At 39.5% G+C, this 16,438-nt stretch carries 21 protein-coding genes; 9 read left to right on the plus strand and 12 right to left on the minus strand.

Translation table 11 applies throughout. From position 1 onward, the window contains the following. Positions 1–117: 117 nt before the first annotated feature. From BM015_RS04805 to BM015_RS21495, 3 genes are read right to left on the minus strand one after another with little or no spacing between them, the layout of a single operon-like run. Positions 118–468 carry a helix-turn-helix domain-containing protein gene (locus BM015_RS04805; protein ID WP_245751235.1) on the minus strand — a complete coding sequence of 117 codons (351 nt, stop codon included), beginning with the start codon at positions 466–468 and terminating at the stop codon, positions 118–120. Further along, positions 428–589 (minus strand): RHS repeat domain-containing protein, encoded by a 162-nt coding sequence (locus tag BM015_RS04810; RefSeq protein ID WP_090655307.1) that lies wholly within the window; start codon positions 587–589, stop codon positions 428–430. The genes BM015_RS04805 and BM015_RS04810 overlap by 41 nt, the downstream gene beginning before the upstream one ends. Next, on the minus strand, positions 511–741 hold the full coding sequence (locus BM015_RS21495; protein ID WP_177191812.1) for a hypothetical protein: 231 nt from the start codon (positions 739–741) through the stop codon (positions 511–513). The genes BM015_RS04810 and BM015_RS21495 overlap by 79 nt, the downstream gene beginning before the upstream one ends. On the opposite strand from BM015_RS21495, the gene BM015_RS22045 reads away from it, so the two are divergent. Then, complete coding sequence (locus tag BM015_RS22045; RefSeq protein WP_090655309.1) at positions 691–927, plus strand: transposase; 237 nt, start codon at positions 691–693, stop codon at positions 925–927. The genes BM015_RS21495 and BM015_RS22045 overlap by 51 nt on opposite strands. Before the next feature lie 21 nt (positions 928–948). Here BM015_RS22045 and BM015_RS04820 read toward each other — a convergent pair whose 3' ends face one another. Beyond that, entirely contained in the window at positions 949–1,383 is a 435-nt protein-coding gene (locus BM015_RS04820; protein ID WP_090655312.1) for a hypothetical protein, read from the minus strand. A gap of 8 nt (positions 1,384–1,391) precedes the next feature. Then, positions 1,392–2,381 (minus strand): RHS repeat domain-containing protein, encoded by a 990-nt coding sequence (locus tag BM015_RS04825; RefSeq protein ID WP_177191813.1) that lies wholly within the window; start codon positions 2,379–2,381, stop codon positions 1,392–1,394. 33 nt (positions 2,382–2,414) lie between these two features. Here BM015_RS04825 and BM015_RS04830 point away from each other — a divergent pair, with 33 nt between their 5' ends. Together BM015_RS04830 and BM015_RS04835 are read left to right on the plus strand one after the other, a co-directional pair. Further along, a complete protein-coding gene (locus BM015_RS04830) occupies positions 2,415–3,440 on the plus strand; it encodes an RHS repeat domain-containing protein (protein WP_177191814.1) in 1,026 nt (341 codons plus the stop codon). A gap of 30 nt (positions 3,441–3,470) precedes the next feature. Beyond that, positions 3,471–3,806, plus strand: a complete 336-nt coding sequence (locus BM015_RS04835; RefSeq protein ID WP_143075752.1) for a hypothetical protein — start codon at positions 3,471–3,473, stop codon at positions 3,804–3,806. Between the two features lie 310 nt (positions 3,807–4,116). Here the strand turns inward: BM015_RS04835 and BM015_RS04840 are convergent, their stop codons facing one another. Then, positions 4,117–5,169 carry a tyrosine-type recombinase/integrase gene (locus tag BM015_RS04840; protein WP_090655325.1) on the minus strand — a complete coding sequence of 351 codons (1,053 nt, stop codon included), beginning with the start codon at positions 5,167–5,169 and terminating at the stop codon, positions 4,117–4,119. A 578-nt stretch (positions 5,170–5,747) separates the two neighbouring features. Here BM015_RS04840 and BM015_RS04850 point away from each other — a divergent pair. Next, positions 5,748–6,035 carry a hypothetical protein gene (locus BM015_RS04850; protein ID WP_090655331.1) on the plus strand — a complete coding sequence of 96 codons (288 nt, stop codon included), beginning with the start codon at positions 5,748–5,750 and terminating at the stop codon, positions 6,033–6,035. 108 nt (positions 6,036–6,143) lie between these two features. Here BM015_RS04850 and BM015_RS04855 read toward each other — a convergent pair whose 3' ends face one another. Next, the gene (locus BM015_RS04855; RefSeq protein ID WP_090655333.1) at positions 6,144–6,431 is read right to left on the minus strand and encodes a hypothetical protein; all 288 of its coding nucleotides are present in this window, start codon (positions 6,429–6,431) and stop codon (positions 6,144–6,146) included. Between the two features lie 156 nt (positions 6,432–6,587). On the opposite strand from BM015_RS04855, the gene BM015_RS04860 reads away from it, so the two are divergent. From BM015_RS04860 to mobC, 4 genes are all read left to right on the plus strand, one after another. Further along, positions 6,588–7,466, plus strand: coding sequence for a toprim domain-containing protein (locus BM015_RS04860; RefSeq protein ID WP_090655336.1), 879 nt, complete (start codon positions 6,588–6,590; stop codon positions 7,464–7,466). A 263-nt stretch (positions 7,467–7,729) separates the two neighbouring features. Continuing rightward, complete coding sequence (locus BM015_RS04865; RefSeq protein ID WP_090656134.1) at positions 7,730–8,119, plus strand: plasmid mobilization protein; 390 nt, start codon at positions 7,730–7,732, stop codon at positions 8,117–8,119. Further along, complete coding sequence (locus tag BM015_RS04870; RefSeq protein WP_090655339.1) at positions 8,107–9,414, plus strand: relaxase/mobilization nuclease domain-containing protein; 1,308 nt, start codon at positions 8,107–8,109, stop codon at positions 9,412–9,414. Before BM015_RS04865 ends, BM015_RS04870 begins: the two co-directional genes overlap by 13 nt. Positions 9,415–9,425: 11 nt before the next feature. After that, positions 9,426–11,417 carry a conjugal transfer protein MobC gene (gene mobC / locus BM015_RS04875; RefSeq protein ID WP_090655345.1) on the plus strand — a complete coding sequence of 664 codons (1,992 nt, stop codon included), beginning with the start codon at positions 9,426–9,428 and terminating at the stop codon, positions 11,415–11,417. An 88-nt stretch (positions 11,418–11,505) separates the two neighbouring features. Here mobC and BM015_RS04880 read toward each other — a convergent pair whose 3' ends face one another. The 5 genes from BM015_RS04880 to BM015_RS04900 form a co-directional block, all read right to left on the minus strand. Then, positions 11,506–12,174 carry a DUF6904 family protein gene (locus tag BM015_RS04880; RefSeq protein ID WP_090655348.1) on the minus strand — a complete coding sequence of 223 codons (669 nt, stop codon included), beginning with the start codon at positions 12,172–12,174 and terminating at the stop codon, positions 11,506–11,508. A 101-nt stretch (positions 12,175–12,275) separates the two neighbouring features. Further along, positions 12,276–12,518: a hypothetical protein gene (locus BM015_RS04885; RefSeq protein WP_090655351.1), complete on the minus strand. Its 243-nt coding sequence runs from the start codon at positions 12,516–12,518 to the stop codon at positions 12,276–12,278. Between the two features lie 149 nt (positions 12,519–12,667). After that, a complete protein-coding gene (locus BM015_RS04890) occupies positions 12,668–13,189 on the minus strand; it encodes a hypothetical protein (RefSeq protein WP_090655354.1) in 522 nt (173 codons plus the stop codon). Between the two features lie 110 nt (positions 13,190–13,299). Continuing rightward, positions 13,300–14,115, minus strand: coding sequence for a hypothetical protein (locus BM015_RS04895; protein ID WP_177191815.1), 816 nt, complete (start codon positions 14,113–14,115; stop codon positions 13,300–13,302). Between the two features lie 75 nt (positions 14,116–14,190). Then, positions 14,191–15,495, minus strand: a complete 1,305-nt coding sequence (locus tag BM015_RS04900; protein ID WP_090655360.1) for a DUF6602 domain-containing protein — start codon at positions 15,493–15,495, stop codon at positions 14,191–14,193. Between the two features lie 528 nt (positions 15,496–16,023). Between BM015_RS04900 and BM015_RS04905 the strand changes: the two genes are divergently transcribed. Further along, positions 16,024–16,431 carry a single-stranded DNA-binding protein gene (locus BM015_RS04905; RefSeq protein WP_090655363.1) on the plus strand — a complete coding sequence of 136 codons (408 nt, stop codon included), beginning with the start codon at positions 16,024–16,026 and terminating at the stop codon, positions 16,429–16,431. Positions 16,432–16,438: the final 7 nt, after the last annotated feature.

Below are 16,438 nucleotides of genomic sequence, written 5' to 3' on the forward strand. Positions count from 1 at the left end.
GATTTTAAAGATTATAATGTTCCTTTTCCAGATAGTTTAAACTGGGTATTGCAGTATATAAAGTAGTTTTAGTTTTAAAGGAAGCCGTTGAGCAACCAGCGGCTTTTTAAAGTATACTTATTTAAAGAAATCAACCAGTTCACCATTAAGTGCGGCAGCCAGTTTAACCATCGTAAAAAACTCTATGTTAAGCTTACCGTTTTCTATGCGGCTGATATCGCTGTGATTGATGCCGGTAGCCACTTCCAGGTCAAGCTGCGACATTTTATTTTTCTTGCGCAGGCTTTTACTTTTCCCTATCGGTTGTGTCTGCACCAAACGAAATAGCTCTCTTTTCTTGTGATGCTCTACATAAATATTCGCTTCTGTTTGTGTAAGCGCTCCACTGTTTATACCGGCATCGCCTTTCGTATATACCGCCATTGCATTACCCTGTGCATCCCGCACATACCAGGTGTAATGCTGCAACTGTCTTGCTTATCCTGTTGCCTGCGGCATCGTACGTGTAGGTTATGGTGCTGCCGCCCCTGGTAATGCTGTTGATCTTGCCATATACCGTCCAACTGATATTGGTAATGCCGGCCTGCACATCTTCTGTAAGATTACAACAATAGCATCATAATTATAATTACCGCTGCTTTGATTGTCTATATCCGTGCTGTAATTGGCTGCAGCCACAGCATCTGCAATATGGTCAAGTTGATTGGTATTTGCCGTATAGCTGTAGATAAGGTTATCCATTGCTGTGGTAGTGCCTTATTGCTAAAGAAAAGGGGTATGATAGAATCCATCAATGACGTTCTTAAAACAATTTATGACATTGAACATACCAGGCATCAAAGCCCCATCAATGCCTCGTTGAACGTATTTGCTGCTATTTGTGTTTATACTTTCTTGGAAAGATTTCCTAACATTTTTAACCGATGAACATCCAAAACTCACGTTAAATTACCATGTCAATGTAATATTGGAGAGATGTTCATTACTATTATAAATATCGACTTGCTTATGAGATGGATCAAAAAAGGATAATATATAATTTCTACTTTCTTTGTCTTCATTGAAAAAGTAAAAGTATAAATCATCATGTATTGAATAACCCTCACGATACTTTTTGAATATATTCCAAAGTTCTTTTGGCGTAACATTTATATTTCCATAAAAAGTAATGGTTTTAATTCTACTTATTTCACAGCCTAAAACTATAGTTGAAATGTTTTCGGACACTTTATTAAGTATTATGGTACTTTCATTCTCATTTATTTTTTGAGTAGTGACATTTTTATCTATTATCTCAATTAACCTGTTACAGCTATAATTATTTGATTCAATTAAAAAATATATCGTTTGAATATCTTCAATTTTGATTTGACTTATTTTCATTTTAGTCTTTACTTTTTTACTTCAACCTTTACATTTGTTTGAAAAAATTGAGTTTCCCCTCCTTTAAGAATCTCGCCTGGTTTATTCCAGTTTTCGATGTCAGAAGCAGTTGATTGAAGAAATTTTGTGTCTTCATTCAGTATAACCGTAGTTTTAACTCTGTTACCCAACATCGGATCGTTTAATGATATTCCTAATTTATTTGGGTTGGCACCCGGTAAAGTATAGTAATCTCCAAGTATTGGTTTGCCATTTTTATCAAGAAAAGTCCATTGTTCAAGTTCAGTTCCCTTCTTAAGTGTTGTTTCAAACACTTTGTTTGTCAAATCTACTCCCTTAGTATGAGACAAAGCTTTAATATCATTATATCCTGCTGATTCATAAAAATCTTTAGCAAAATTAAATCTACTTTTAGCTACTCCCTTCAAAGCAGACATACCAGTTTCAAAAGAAACTCCAAGGATTTTACCTGCACCCCAAGATATTAAAGCATCTGCTAAAGCACTCCTTGACCTCATGTCCTGAGCAATTCTTCCCTCTGGTGTTGTTGCTCTGTTGTGTTCAAATGCCCCTGCAATTTGAGAAGCAAATAAAGTCCTTGTAATCCACCCCTTCGTTACAAATACTTCCACTGGCAATAAAGCGGTACCGGTCATAATTGTACCGCCCTGTTTCAACTCTTGCTTTGTTAAATGCCCATCGTCATTTGCATCACCTGGTATATGCCATTTACCCGGGCTCGCCATATTACCTGCCATTCCTTCTAAACCATCAATATCTATATTCATTATGGGATTGCCAGAAGCAAACTGATATGGTGTTAGTTCCGGATAGCTGTTAGTTATAGGGTCAACGCTTAAAAATCTTTCCACCCTCGGGTCATAAATGCGATTCCCATAGTCTTGTTGATTCCCTTCTCCTTTAACCTCATTATCATTTTCCTTACCATTAAACCCATACCTGTAAAATAAAGAACTTGAGGCAGTGTACGTCCTCATTGGCATTTGCATACCGGCGGTATACAAATGCCAATGAGGGGTTATACGGCAAGTTCAACATCAAGCTATCGCTATGGATTTAACGGAAAAGAAGATGATACCGAAGCTGAACCGGGCTGGCAAGATTACGGCAGCAGAGAATATGACAAGCTTAGTGGTCGCTTCATAAGCGTGGACCCGTTAACCCAAAAATATCCGTGGTACTCACCATATCAATTTGCAGGCAACAAACCAATCTGGGCTACAGATTTGGATGGTATGGAAGAGTGGATGAAAACCCAACAAAATTTACTTCAACAAGGAGTTCAATTGCAACTTCAAATAGCTGAAAAGCAGAAGCAAATGGCAGCGCAAAAAGCTGCACAGGCGTTAGCAAATCAACCAATATTTAAACAGGCAGATAACAGTAAGTATGCTAAGCAGCGTTCTAATCAACTTGCAATACAAAATTTAAAGAATCAGATATATTCAAATGCGACAGCCTCTGATCCATTTGCCGCGGGAGTTGGATTTGGATTGGCAAATACTCCTGTACAAATGGCGAAAGCTCCTGTTGATCATTCTTTTGGGATTTACTATAATATTAAAGATGGCAATTATTGGGGGGCAGCAGGAAATGCGGCACTTCTTGCTTTAGATGTATCTCCATTCTTTTTGACAAAAGGAACTGGCAATAGCATAGATATAACATTGGGCATGATGAAAAATGGCGGTGCTACGGCGGCTACGGCGGCTAAAACAGGAGCACCATTTTATACTGAATGGGCAAATCTTGGAATATATAATCCATCTCATTTTGAAGGTTGCGGCGGTGCGTTTAAATTTGTTACCGATAAAGTAATTGCATCTAAAGGAACAGTTCATTTTGAATTAAGCGGGTTAAATATACAAGAGGCCCTTGCGGGAGATGCCAATATTTTTGTAGGTAGATATACTTCTTGGGAGTTACAGCAAGTAATAAGTGATGTTACTTTATTTAAGAATACAAGTTTTTATTTGAACGGTGTAAAACAAACAACTAAACAGCTAAGTGAATTAGGAATTAAAGCTCCAAAATAGATTATGGAAATGAAAATATCGTCTTTTAAAATGGCAGAACAAATAGAGAATTATGGATTTTATGGCGAAGTAGAAATTGAATTTAAGATAACAGAATATTATAGAGAATTACAAATGCAAGTAGATTGGCCATTTGAACGATGGCGAGCTGGTATTTTATTTGGTGCAACTTATTTTTTGGAACATAGTATGCAAAGAATTGGTTTGACTCTACGAGTGAAAAATATTGAGTATCATGAAGTAGATACTACAAACGTAATTATTGCTTATTTAATTTATAATGCATTATTAAAAGAATCAGACATAACTCAAAGGCAAACAATAAAATTTGATAAAGAATTAAAGTCTTTTGTTTTTCCTAAGTAATATTCAGATAATGTAGCTAATATATACAGCAGGGGATGCACCGGTAAACAGCGAGCATTTAACCTGGACAGAAGCATTATGAGCTTACGAACCATTTGGGTAATGTGCTGGCTGTTATAAGTGATAAGAAGATACAGGTGAGCTCGGATAATGTTACGGTAAGTTTTTGCAAGGCGTATATAGAATCGGCCAATGACTACTATCCCGCCGGGATAATAATCACTTCGCACCTAATTCAAAGAACTTCAAATGCTTCCCGTTATAAAAATAGGGCTTTAAATTGCAGTAATTAGCAAAAATGTGCAAGGTTTTAAGTGTTTTTTTCTGAACGTTTAAGCATGCTGTGAATCTTATCAATTTCATTATCCGCCACTTTTTGCGCTATCTCCACATACCTGTAAAAAGACTTGCTGTCAGTGGTATGCCCGCTTATTTTTTTAACGATATGCTCCGGCATGCCCGATATGAGCATATTGGTAATGCATGTACGCCGCATCGTGTGGCTGCTTACGAGGTCGCAGAACCTGTAAGGTTTGTTACCGGGTGGTTTAAGCTCTATTGTTTTACTGCCTTTTTTACGCTGTTTCGACACTGGCCATGTCCAGCCCGCCAGCGCACAGATTTCTTTAATGCGCAGGTTGAAGCGGCACAGGATAGGAACAGGCAATAATAGCTTTTGTTTGCATTTGTATTTTTCTAAAATAGCCGTTGCAAAACCAGGCAGCTTTATGAGACTTTCATATCCTGTTTTTTGGGAGGTGATATTCAGATATGTTGCTCCGTCACGTCTTATTATGTGATGCTGCCTGAGCCTTTTAATATCGCTTATGCGCAATGCTGTAACACAACCGATGATAAAAATATCCTTTGCTTTTTGCAAATGAGGGTTCAGTTGTTGATTAAATGCCTCATTAAAAATCAGGAAATTCAATTGATCAATTGATAAAGTAAGTATAGGAGGTTCTTCATGCAGGGCATAAAATTTCTTATGAAAAAAGCCGCTGTTTATACCTTTTTCATAAATACACCAGTTGTAAAAACTGCGTATAATTTTGATATTTTGGCCAACATAATTATTCAGGACTTTCAGGTCATCAAACAGATAATTGCAAAACTTAGTATAAAATAAATTGCTGTACCGTTTCGCCATATTAAAATCCCGCTTATTATTTCCCCTCAATTCATAAAGCGTAAGCGGAAATTTTTTCTTGAGCTCAAAAGCTTTCAGGAGCCTGAGGGTATTATAATAATTCCTAATGGTACTTTCATTAACCCTTTGGCCGTTTTGCTTTAATCTTTTCCCGGTGTGAGTGTCTTTTATGAACTTTTCAAAAAGATCATAAAAATCGTGTTTGATTATCATGTTTTTATATAAACATACTTATGGTGCCTCAACAAGTAAAGACTACAATTAATTCTGTTGAGTTTAGGTTTTGCCATGCAGGTACCATGTGTTGGTATGTTAATATCTTCTGATAACTGAGATATTATTTTTTATTGGCTTGGATTCACATTGAGAATCGGTTTATTATAATTGTAAGACTATGGAGCACGATGCCCTACAGCAGGAAATACGAAAATTACAGGGTTGCCTTTTTATAGAAATGGAAGCTTATCGAAGAGCTATAAATGAAAGCTTAGATGTCAACGCGGTCATGGTCTTATACCGAAAATTAAAAAGGACACTACAGGCATTTAGGTTACTTACCCTCGAATATGAACAACAAAATAACAAAGAAATAAAAGCGTACGATGGGTCATTCCTGTACTATCAATAAAATGAAACAGCATAATAATAATGCATTGCGTTATTGATAATAGAAGATCATAACGAATAACTACTTCTCTTCTCCGACAGTCTCCTTGCAAGGCGGTTGTGCGGAAGCCAAGGGGTTGTGCGGTGCTATGAGTAGAATCTAAATTATTTCTATCTTCATTACAATGCCTGTAAGAAAAACAATATCAGAAAAAGATGGTGGTTACTTTATTACATTTACCTGCACAAGGTGGTTGCTATTATTTGAAATTACGAATGGATATAATTTTGTTTATAAATGGTTTGATGTATTGAAAAAAGCTAATTATTATATTATTGGTTATACTATAATGCCAAGTCATACCCATACAATCATTGCATTTCATAACACAGGTAAATCCATAAACAGCATCGGCGTGGAAAAGGTGGAATTCACCGAGCCAGCATCGGAACCTGACCTTGAGATATCGTGAGAAAGATTTGTAAAACAGAAATGGTAAACAAAATAAAAATAACCACCTGAAAAATAGTGTCTGCTGCTTGGAGAACGGGTATTTTTCAGGTAGTTAGAAGAATCGCTTTTACTTGGTGCCAAGTGCCCTTAGCTTTTCACTTAGCTCTGTTAACCCTGCCTTGTCAAGGTAATCATCTGCGATGCCCTGCAATTCCTGCAAAGCTTCCTGTGGGATGCTGGCCAGCAATCCCTGCGCTGCATCATCGCCCTTAACAGACAAACCGCGCTTGATAACGCTGTGCAACAGCAACACATTCTTGCGCGAGATCTTCATGTCCATCTTCACAGTCTCATTCATGCCGGGGATACTCAATATCGTATCATACACCCGCGCCACATCATTCGTCGTCAACATAACTACTCGTTTTGATTTTTTAAAATTTTTATACGGCAAAACTAACCGATACCATTTTCACAATCCTCATCAAAATATGATGAGGATAGGTATTCCTGTATTACCTGTATAATTTTGTATCTGGAAACTGAATGGTGTGTTTGAAAATGTGAGTTTATGGAATTCAGGAGCAAACAGCTTTGCATCAGCGAAGCCAAAGAAATAGATATAGTTCATTACCTGTCAGAACTGGGTTATGAGCCTTTAAAAGTCCGTAATAACGACTACTGGTATCGCTCTCCGTTACGGGCTGAAAAAACAGCCTCTTTCAAAGTCAACCGCGGGCTAAACCGGTGGTACGATCATGGATTGGGCAAAGGTGGCAACCTGGTTGATTTCGCCATCCTGTATCATAACTGTACGGTTGGTGAATTACTTGAAAAACTAAGCACTTCTCTTTCTTTTCAAAAGCCGGGTTACGGACAAACTTTAATCACAACGACATCAGATAACAAGCTCAAAATAGTGAGGGATACAGCATTGTCTTCCTATGCCTTGCTACGTTATTTCGAAGAGCGCCATATACCTGTTCAGGTAGCAGACCGTTATTGCCGCGAAGTGGGTTATCAGTTGAACGAAAAAATGTACTATGGCATCGGTTTCAAAAACGACCTCGGCGGCTTCGAAATCCGTAATCCTTACTTCAAGGTAGGTAGTGCTCCAAAGGGTATTACCACCTTTGATAATGGCGCGGATGAGGTCATCGTTTTTGAAGGCTTCATGGACTTTCTTTCCTTCATGGTCGTCCATGAAAATGAACCTGAAGACCGCTTTGATTTTACAGTGCTGAACTCTCTTTCTTTTTTTGAAACTGCACGTCCTTTTATGGAAAAACATAAGGCCATAAGGCTCTATCTCGACAACGATACCGCCGGACAAAATTGCAGCCGTTATGCGCTTTCGTTAAGCAGTAAGTACAAGGATGAAAGCAGCCTCTATCAAAACCACAAGGACTTCAATGCCTGGGTAATGAATTTCGGGAAGCCATATAAATGATCAAAAGCAAAATATTATTATGAAATGATGCAGGAAAATATAAGGACCATTTTAATTTTTTTTAAATGCGCCGATTAATTAAAACGTCCGAAAAACTTGCAGGTAGCGGCAAGAAGTGCTTAAAGCTGGAAGATTGCAACTTTTCAGCAATCGGCCAGATGAACGGTTGTCGTACAACCGGATCTGGCCGCCCCACACTCGGAACTCGTGGGCGGTGTATTATCAATGAATTTTTGATTTTTAAACGTGAAAATGATAATGTGATGAAAGAGAAAAAAGCAAACAGGAGCAAAAGGATCATCTGCAGGTTAACACCGGAGGAGCTTGCAAAGCTGGAAAAGAAATGGAAGGCATCTGCCTGCCGGAAGTTAAGTGATTATATACGCCACAGCCTCTTTGATAAGCCCATTATTACGACTTATCGTAACAGCTCACAGGATGACCTAATGGCAGAACTTACCAGACTTCGCAACGAGTTAAATAACGTTGGGAATAATTTCAACCAGGTAGTAAAAAAGATGCATACACTGCATCATGTCCCGGAATTCAGAAGCTGGCTGATCGCTTATGAGATCGAAAAAAACATCCTTTCCAATAAGGTGGATGATATCAGGAACACCGTAAAAAAATTGCTCGGAATATGGTTGCAGTGATCAAACCCGGCCAATCCATGCACCGTATTTTCAACTATAACGAGAACAAGGTAAAGGAAGGCGTAGCGGAGTGTATAGGGGCGGAGAATTTCCCTTTGAATGCAGAAGATATGACCCTGAAAATTAAGTTGGGGTACCTGTTGCAAAGGTTAGCATTGCGCAGGGATGTTGCATATAAAACGGTGCACATTTCACTCAATTTCGATCCTTCAGAGATACGCCTGGGCAAAGAAAAGCTGGTAGAAATTGCCAACATTTATATGCAGAAATTAGGCTTTTGCGAACAGCCTTATCTGATCTATCAGCATCACGATGCAGGCCATCCGCATATTCATATTGTCAGCACTAATATCCAGTCCAACGGAGACCTCATTAACCTGCATCACCTGGGCATTCGTAAGTCAGAACCGGCACGCAAAGAGATCGAACAAATGTTTGGGTTGGTAGTAGCGGATGCCCATGCACGACGGGAAGTGTTCCGGTTAAAACCGGTTGATGCCAGTAAGGTACAGTACGGCCGTACAGAAACCAAAAGGGCCATCACCAATGTGCTGGATACAGTGTTGGATAAATATAAATATACCAGCCTGCCGGAGCTGAATGCGGTGCTAAAACAATATAATGTAATGGCTGATCGCGGCAGCGAACGCTCCAGGATATTCCAGGGCGGCGGATTGGTTTACCGCATACTGGATGAAGATGGAAAACCTGTTGGCGTACCGGTAAAAGCCAGTGATTTTTATAACAAGCCCACTTTGAAATTGCTCGAAACCAAATATGCTGTCAATAACACTAACCGACAACCTTTTAAGGCCCGTGTAAAAAATGAGATAGACAGGGCTTTGCTCAGCAAAAAGATTTCATTGGATGAACTGGTAAAGCAACTGGAAAGAAAAGGTATCCATGTAGCGTTTCGTCAAAATGATGCCGGCTTAATATATGGTGTCACCTATGTAGATCATCAGACCAAATGCATCTTTAACGGAAGTGACCTGGGCAAACAATACAGTGCGAAAGCCATGCAGGAACGATGCCTGCAGAAAGGTAGCACGGTGCAGGATCAGCTATCGCATCCAGCCCCTAAGCAGGATATTGGGTTACAGCCGCAAGCCGGTGCTGCGGCAGAAACCAAAGCTTATCCCGACGGCTTTCAGCCTGATGATACTTCCAGAGACACGGGCAATATAATAGACGCTTTGATGCATCCTGAACAGGTATTTGATTACATACCCGGACAGCTAAAACGAAAGAACAAAAAGAAGAAGAAAAGAAAGAATATTTCCGATAACAAATAAAACATATAATTATGGCTGCACAGACAGGAGAGAACGAACAGGCGTTAAGAAAGATACTGGATATGACCAGGCTGATCAGCATTGTTATTTTAGCGATACACTGTTATTATTATTGCTATGCCGCATTTCAGCATTGGGGTCTTGTGAGTCCTTTTAGCGACCGCATCTTAGGTAATATCTATCGTACAGGTTTGTTTAAAAATTTCGTCAAGGGCAAGCTGGTCGCCTTGCTCTTTTTGATCATTTCTTTACTAGGCGCCAAAGGCCGAAAGGACGAAAAACTAAGCTATAAAGCTGCTTTTGCTTATATCATTACGGGCTTGCTGTTATATTTTGCAAGCTATCTTTCCCTGCTGCTTTCCCTTGCACCGGAAACAAAGGCGATCATCTATATAAGTATCACCGGCACAGGTTTTATGCTGGTATTATCCGGCGGCACTTTGCTTTCCCGCATCATCAAAGACCGGTTCAACAACAAGGATATTTTCAACAAAGAAAATGAAACGTTTCCGCAGGAAGAACGATTCCTGGAAAATGAATATTCCATCAACCTGCCGGCACGTTATCGCTTAAAAAGCAAAACACGCAGCAGTTGGATCAATATCATCAACCCGTTCCGTGCAGTAATGGTATTAGGTACACCAGGTGCTGGTAAATCCTACTTTGTCATCCGTCATATTATCACCCAGCATATCAGCAAAGGATTTACCATTTTCGTATATGATTTTAAGTTCGATGACCTTTCTAAAATTGCTTATAATTCCTGGCTAAAGCATAAACACAAATATGCTAAAACACCTAAATTTTATGTGATCAATTTTGATGATTTAACACGCAGCCATCGCTGCAATCCTTTGGAGCCATCTGCCATGACGGACATCACGGATGCGGCAGAATCGGCACGTACTATCTTAATGGGACTGAACCGTGAGTGGATCAAGCGCCAGGGTGATTTTTTCGTAGAATCTCCCATCAACTTTTTATCCGCAGTGATATGGTATTTACGTAAGTATAAAGACGGAGAGTTCTGTACCCTGCCCCATGTGATCGAACTGATGCAGGTGGATTACGACAGCCTGTTTACCTTGCTGCGTACAGAAAAGGAAATTGAGGTATTGATCAATCCTTTTGTGAATGCTTATCTGAATGATGTCATGGAGCAACTGGAAGGGCAGATCGCTTCCGCTAAGGTAGCTATGGCAAGGCTTTCTTCCCCTCAATTATATTATGTGTTATCGGGTAATGATTTTAACCTGGACATCAATAACCCGGATGATCCGAAGATCGTTTGCATGGGCAATAACCCTCAGAAGATACAGATATACGGTGCAGTATTGTCGCTGTATGTAACGCGTCTTGTAAAACAGGTAAATAAAAAAGGGAAACTGAAAAGCAGCCTGGTGTTCGATGAATTTCCTACTATTTATTTAAATAATATGGATAGCCTGATCGCGACGGCCCGCAGTAATAAAGTATCCACTTGTTTGGGTATCCAGGATTTTAGCCAGCTGCGTAAGGATTACGGGCGGGAACAGGCGGATGTGATCATGAATATCACGGGAAATATTATAGCCGGACAGGTAACGGGCGATACGGCGAAGCAACTTTCCGAACGCTTTGGTAAGATCTTGCAGGACAGGGAAAGTTATTCTATTAACAGCGGCGATACTTCTATCAGCCGTTCCAAACAACTGGAGGCTGCTATACCTCCATCCAAAATTTCCGCTTTGAGTTCGGGCGAATTTGTAGGCATGGTAGCCGATGATCCGGGTAATAAAATTGAACTAAAGGCTTTTCATTGCGAGATCATTAATGATCACGAAGCGTTGAAAAAAGAAGAAGAAGGTTATAAGAATATCGAAGTCGTCCGCAAACTGGATAACAGCATGGTGCAGCGCAATTATTTTCAGGTAAAGCAGGATATACAAGATATTATTCAATCTGAAATGGAACGGCTGATGAATGACCCGGGGTTAAAACATTTGGTGGTTAAAAAAGGATAACAATGTAGTGCATAAAAACCGGAGCATACATAGCATTCCTGTTCTTAAACGGCCGGGAGTCGTACAGATACTATCCGGCGTATGCATGCTACCATACGATCTCTGGGAAGTCTGAAAATTCAAGGTCTGCTATGGCACAGTTTTGCTCTTTCGCTAATCGCTGAAAGGATGCCACCAGGTTCTTATGCTCCTGTCTCCATTCGGAAAAATGCGTATCGATCAATTCCGGTATTTTTCTGAACCTTGATTTACCGGCTTTTTCGGTCACATATTTAATATGCAATGCCTGGTAAATATTAAAAGCATACTGGCTGCTGACATTTATTCCCCGGGCTATCAGATCTTTTATATCATTTGCCCCGACCGGATCATATTCAAACAGCGCTAGTTCTGTGATATATTCAAGCTGGTATAGTATGGCCTGCTGCAATTTATCTGTTGAGGTATAACCTGCATTATGCCTTAATGCGCTGATGAGGATCAAAATATCGGTCCACACAAGCTGAAAACCATATAATGTATGCTGTACATCATCCCCGTCAAAAGTAAATTGCTCTTTGAGCCGTTGCCCTGAAGTAGCTTTTCTGACTTCGTAGGCAAAATTCATCAGCAGTTGAAACTGCGCTTCCTGCGAACCTTCCTTTTGGTCGAGGCTATTAGCGATGTGATGAATAATATCATAAAGCAAATTAAGTTCACCATAATTACCGAATATAGATATGCCGGTACCATTCTTCGTGTGATATGCCTGTAACATGAAATACTAAATCAAAACTAAATACAAAGTATGAGAATAATATAGCCTGGAAAGATATGATGATAAAACCTGATGGTCATGGTGCGTACTGTTCGACCCTGTTACCGGTCATGCAGCTTGTCAAGAATGGTAACGATTGCCTGTATTAAAGCCGGATCGATACCTTTTTCTTTAACACCTTCCGACAATACCCGGTATTGCTGTTCGTCATCCTTCTCAAAAACAAGTTCCTGCCCATCTACTATAATATAGAATTTATACACATATCCAAATGTTGCCAGCCTTCCTTTAAAGTACTTCTCTTCTCCATTTATAGTGACGGGCAACTCAAAATAATGTTCCATTCAGTTATTTTTCTGCGCCGCGAATTTAATAGTTCTCTTAAAACAATAATTCAACAAAAGCGTTCCCCCGTATCTCTTCGGAAGACCACACTGCGATTAAGTTCTTAAACCCTTAAGTAAATTTATTTTCCCCTGTACAAATTGGCGTATCAAACTAACAAATCCGGCAAAGCAATATTTTTTACTTTATCTCTTATTGCAATCAAATATTTCTTTGATATCTTTTTATCTAAAGGTTTGTTTTTGTTTGAATAAAGGTCACCGGTACCTAAATGTAATTTATATCCTGTTGCCTTGTTATGTGCATGAGGATCCGACGGAAATGGGTCTTTATCGTTTTTATGAATTACCCAGATCTCGCCTTTATTCTTTATCTCTTCTTCGTCAAGTCTTTGGGGTACACTTTTAGGAAGAATTGAATGTTCAAACGTTACACTTGCAATCTCTTCAGGAAAATTAAATTCATAATTACCAAGTTTTTCAAGCATTTGTTCTGCTGTAAATTCATGTTCTAAAACGCTTGTGCTGTCATGATCATCATAACCAAGAACAGAGCCTAGTGCTATTTGAAAGTCAAGACTTGAAATTGTGATGCCTAACCTTTCTGATAAAATTTGTCTGGCTTTATCAGATTCCTTGATATACTTTGATAACTTTATTTCAATGCTCATGTTACATCAATTTTCTGGATTCTGTTTATGCTTCACTGTGAAACAGAACTATTTGAACGCATATTACATTATTGAAAGGAAACATCTAAATATTCAAACGTCTGACATTGTTAGGCTACGCCGCCGAAAATGTTACGATGTATGTATCTGCCGACTTTTTCATTAGTATCTTTAATATAGTTATCTCCGTCTGGCAAATATTCTCTTAACATACTCGTTGAAAGATATAAATGAAGTACAATTAATTCTATTGCTTTCCATAAGGTCGTAAATTGATCTTGTCCCGGCCTTCGCATCAGGCTGTATGACATGATACTAAAATGCTCATATTTCGAATAAAAGGCGTAGGTTTCATAGTTTCTCGAAAGTTCTTTCAACTCATTATTTGCAGCAAGGGCACTAAAAAGGCCTCCGTTGCTATCAGGTGGTGCATATTTCGTTTTAGGAACGTCGGTTCCGGTACGTTCAAGAAAAGCCGGATATTGTGCAGTTAATTGCGCATATGCCTTTTCTAGCTGTTCATCATTATAAAGATCCTCCTTCCTAAACGATTTAAAATGATTAATTGTCCATCTAAGCCCATCAGCGAAGATCCTGTTGCAAAATTCTACTAGTTCTAACTCTATTTCATCATGAGATTTTCCAGCTTGTTTTGCTGCGTTGTGCTTTGCGTATCCGTTAAGTCCCATAAAAAAATCAAGAATCAGTGTGCGTACAACCAATCCGGCTGAAAATTCCGATTCAGGTGTTTCATTCAGAGATTGAATTAACACACTTAAGCCAATAGATGAAGCTTTAATACGTTCTAATAGGCCTAAATAAAAATAAGGCACCCTTTTCAGATCTGCTTTATCGTAATGTTTTACCGTAGCATCAGTTGCATCAATAATATAACTAAGATGTTCTAATGTTTTCTGCATATTCATGAATAATGAGTTACCCAAATTTAAATCTTCTTTCTTTTAGGGTTGCACACAGTGCTTCATATTAGCGGCTGCCGGTTATTCTTTTTTTTCTTCCGCCCACTTTTTCAAAAAATAACTTGCCATTTCACCACTTTTATTTTCACCTGCATAAACTTTTCCATCGGGACAGAATACGGTATGAAGTTCATCTACTAACAAACCGGCCTTCCCTTCGTCAACATAGATCAGCTTCGTTTCTAGCAAACTCTTAATGAACTGGTCGGCATCCAAAGAATTGACTTCAATAAATTTCTTGAACTGCTTATCCGCTACAATGTCTATCGTTCCTTGTCTGCTTAAAACATGAAGAAAGGTATATTGATTTTTATCTACTTCAATCGGTGCCCAGGGTTTCGCAACCAGTGGAACTGAAAGCTGCTTTCTTGTGAGGGGATGATATATAAACTCCCATCCCCAATTGTCTTCATTGATCTTTTTTTCCTTACAGGATATAAATGGATGGGCAGCTTCAATATCATGATCGTTACCAAAAATATTTGAACTGATGCCAAACTTATAAGATAACCTTGTCCATATCAGTTCAAGCAGATGATACATTGGTTTTCCTGAAGATGAAGTCAAAACAGGAAAATAAAATTCATCGTCAGTGAACGGAATACCCATTGGCATTCCATTATTCTTGATAATGGTACTATTGCCACAGATGTACAGACTTGGAAAACTTCCGGGGCTATAACCTCTGACCGGCCCCTCTTTGACAACTTCTTCAAGTTTTTTGATGAAGCCTTCCCGTAATCCATATTCGGTTGTGTAGCCGTAATAACCAAGGACTATTCGCAACGGGTGAAAGGCTTCCATCATTAAATAATGATAAATAATATTTTCTCTGTCAGTAAAACGTTCCCGCCTCTCCCTGGTTGGAAGCTCTTTAGAAGTAAGTAGCCTGTATGCGTCGCGTAAAAGCCTGCCTACAAATGGTTCAGCATCTCTTGGCTCAGATACATCAAATATTGAACGTAGATTATGATGCGAACTATCAATATCGTTAGCATAAAGATTTTTCTTCACCTGGATAACCGCAATCACATCGTTAATGTGGTATTTATATCTATTTGCAAAAGACATCTTTTGCCCATTGCCAACGACTAATAAGCAATCAAGTTCGTCGCTTATCACGCCACTATCATTGTAGATAAAGCTTCTTTCAACCATTCTTAGGTTGAGGTCTTTGAAGATAGCTTTGCCAAGCAGTTCTGCTGTCAATCCTTCAAAATTATCTCCGATTGCTACCGTATGCTTGATATCCTTGTCTTCCTCTTCGATTTTGCTAAGGGCAAATTGTTTGAATTGTTCTAAAAATTCAGCGACCGTATTGATCATTACTCGATTAGTGTGGTTATTGTAAAGCTGCAGTCAACAATCAAATTTATGACATTACTTACTTTTTCTTCCGGCGGAAAATCAAAAGCTGTAATTCAGTCATTTGGTGTACGTATGATTTATGTTATTGTTCGGGCATGTCCCTGCGGGCCGGGTGATTTCAGGGTACGCTTCGCTTCCGTCCCTCTTGCATCGTGACCGGCTCGTTCCTTCGCCGCCTTACATCCCCCTCATGCTTTATTACTTCAGCCTTCTTCAGGATTGATTTCATCGGACGATGATAACCAGGCATGCTTTGCATTTTCCAACGAACGGGCAAAAGGCAGCTAAAATAGTTCCGCCTTCGTCGCTGCGAGCGCATAATGCTGCGCTATCGCTTGCACCCTGCGGGACTTATAGCTCTCCGCGTCTTCGTCTCCACTACTGCGCTGCTTTCTTTTTCCCTTTTCTTTTGGAAAAATGCTCTTTGGGGCAGTCGGGTAAAAAGAGAAGCAAACAAAATGGTTTAACAGTTAAAATTTAAACGTCATGAACATCATCGGCAGATTAACGGGGGATGCAAAAATCAACACGACCCCCAACGACAAACAGGTAGTGAACTTTTCGGTAGCCGTCAACGACAGCTATAAGAACAAACAGGGCGAACGAGTGGAACGCACCGAGTATTTCGATTGCGCTTACTGGCTATCCGCGAATGTGGCTAAGGTACTCACCAAAGGTACACTGGTAGAACTGACGGGCAGGGTAAGTGCAAGGGCGTGGATAGGCATGGATGGCAATGCTCGTGCTGCACTCAATTTTCATACTTCACAAATTAAGTTGTATGGAGGCGGCAGGAAAACGGGAGCAGTAACAGATGGCAGTGCAGGTAGTTCCGCAGCACCTGCAATCAATAGCGAAAACAACGGGGCTGTAAAAGACGACCTGCCATTCTAACCAACCC

The sequence above is a fragment of the Parafilimonas terrae genome, assembly GCF_900115755.1.
GTDB lineage: Bacteria > Bacteroidota > Bacteroidia > Chitinophagales > Chitinophagaceae > Parafilimonas > Parafilimonas terrae.

What these genes read in the sequence shown, in the direction of transcription:
- BM015_RS04840 (WP_090655325.1), bottom strand. Translation starts at nt 5,169, where the DNA reads ATGATAATCAAACACGATTTTTATGATCTTTTTGAAAAGTTCATAAAA.
- BM015_RS04885 (WP_090655351.1), bottom strand. Translation starts at nt 12,518, where the DNA reads ATGGAACATTATTTTGAGTTGCCCGTCACTATAAATGGAGAAGAGAAG.
- BM015_RS04905 (WP_090655363.1), top strand. Translation starts at nt 16,024, where the DNA reads ATGAACATCATCGGCAGATTAACGGGGGATGCAAAAATCAACACGACC.
- mobC (WP_090655345.1), top strand. Translation starts at nt 9,426, where the DNA reads ATGGCTGCACAGACAGGAGAGAACGAACAGGCGTTAAGAAAGATACTG.
- BM015_RS22045 (WP_090655309.1), top strand. Translation starts at nt 691, where the DNA reads ATGGTCAAGTTGATTGGTATTTGCCGTATAGCTGTAGATAAGGTTATC.
- BM015_RS04830 (WP_177191814.1), top strand. Translation starts at nt 2,415, where the DNA reads ATGAGGGGTTATACGGCAAGTTCAACATCAAGCTATCGCTATGGATTT.
- BM015_RS04825 (WP_177191813.1), bottom strand. Translation starts at nt 2,381, where the DNA reads ATGAGGACGTACACTGCCTCAAGTTCTTTATTTTACAGGTATGGGTTT.
- BM015_RS04850 (WP_090655331.1), top strand. Translation starts at nt 5,748, where the DNA reads ATGCCTGTAAGAAAAACAATATCAGAAAAAGATGGTGGTTACTTTATT.
- BM015_RS04860 (WP_090655336.1), top strand. Translation starts at nt 6,588, where the DNA reads ATGGAATTCAGGAGCAAACAGCTTTGCATCAGCGAAGCCAAAGAAATA.
- BM015_RS04890 (WP_090655354.1), bottom strand. Translation starts at nt 13,189, where the DNA reads ATGAGCATTGAAATAAAGTTATCAAAGTATATCAAGGAATCTGATAAA.
- BM015_RS04865 (WP_090656134.1), top strand. Translation starts at nt 7,730, where the DNA reads ATGAAAGAGAAAAAAGCAAACAGGAGCAAAAGGATCATCTGCAGGTTA.
- BM015_RS04855 (WP_090655333.1), bottom strand. Translation starts at nt 6,431, where the DNA reads ATGTTGACGACGAATGATGTGGCGCGGGTGTATGATACGATATTGAGT.
- BM015_RS04870 (WP_090655339.1), top strand. Translation starts at nt 8,107, where the DNA reads ATGGTTGCAGTGATCAAACCCGGCCAATCCATGCACCGTATTTTCAAC.
- BM015_RS04820 (WP_090655312.1), bottom strand. Translation starts at nt 1,383, where the DNA reads ATGAAAATAAGTCAAATCAAAATTGAAGATATTCAAACGATATATTTT.
- BM015_RS04895 (WP_177191815.1), bottom strand. Translation starts at nt 14,115, where the DNA reads ATGAATATGCAGAAAACATTAGAACATCTTAGTTATATTATTGATGCA.
- BM015_RS21495 (WP_177191812.1), bottom strand. Translation starts at nt 741, where the DNA reads ATGGATAACCTTATCTACAGCTATACGGCAAATACCAATCAACTTGAC.
- BM015_RS04900 (WP_090655360.1), bottom strand. Translation starts at nt 15,495, where the DNA reads ATGATCAATACGGTCGCTGAATTTTTAGAACAATTCAAACAATTTGCC.
- BM015_RS04835 (WP_143075752.1), top strand. Translation starts at nt 3,471, where the DNA reads ATGGCAGAACAAATAGAGAATTATGGATTTTATGGCGAAGTAGAAATT.
- BM015_RS04880 (WP_090655348.1), bottom strand. Translation starts at nt 12,174, where the DNA reads ATGTTACAGGCATATCACACGAAGAATGGTACCGGCATATCTATATTC.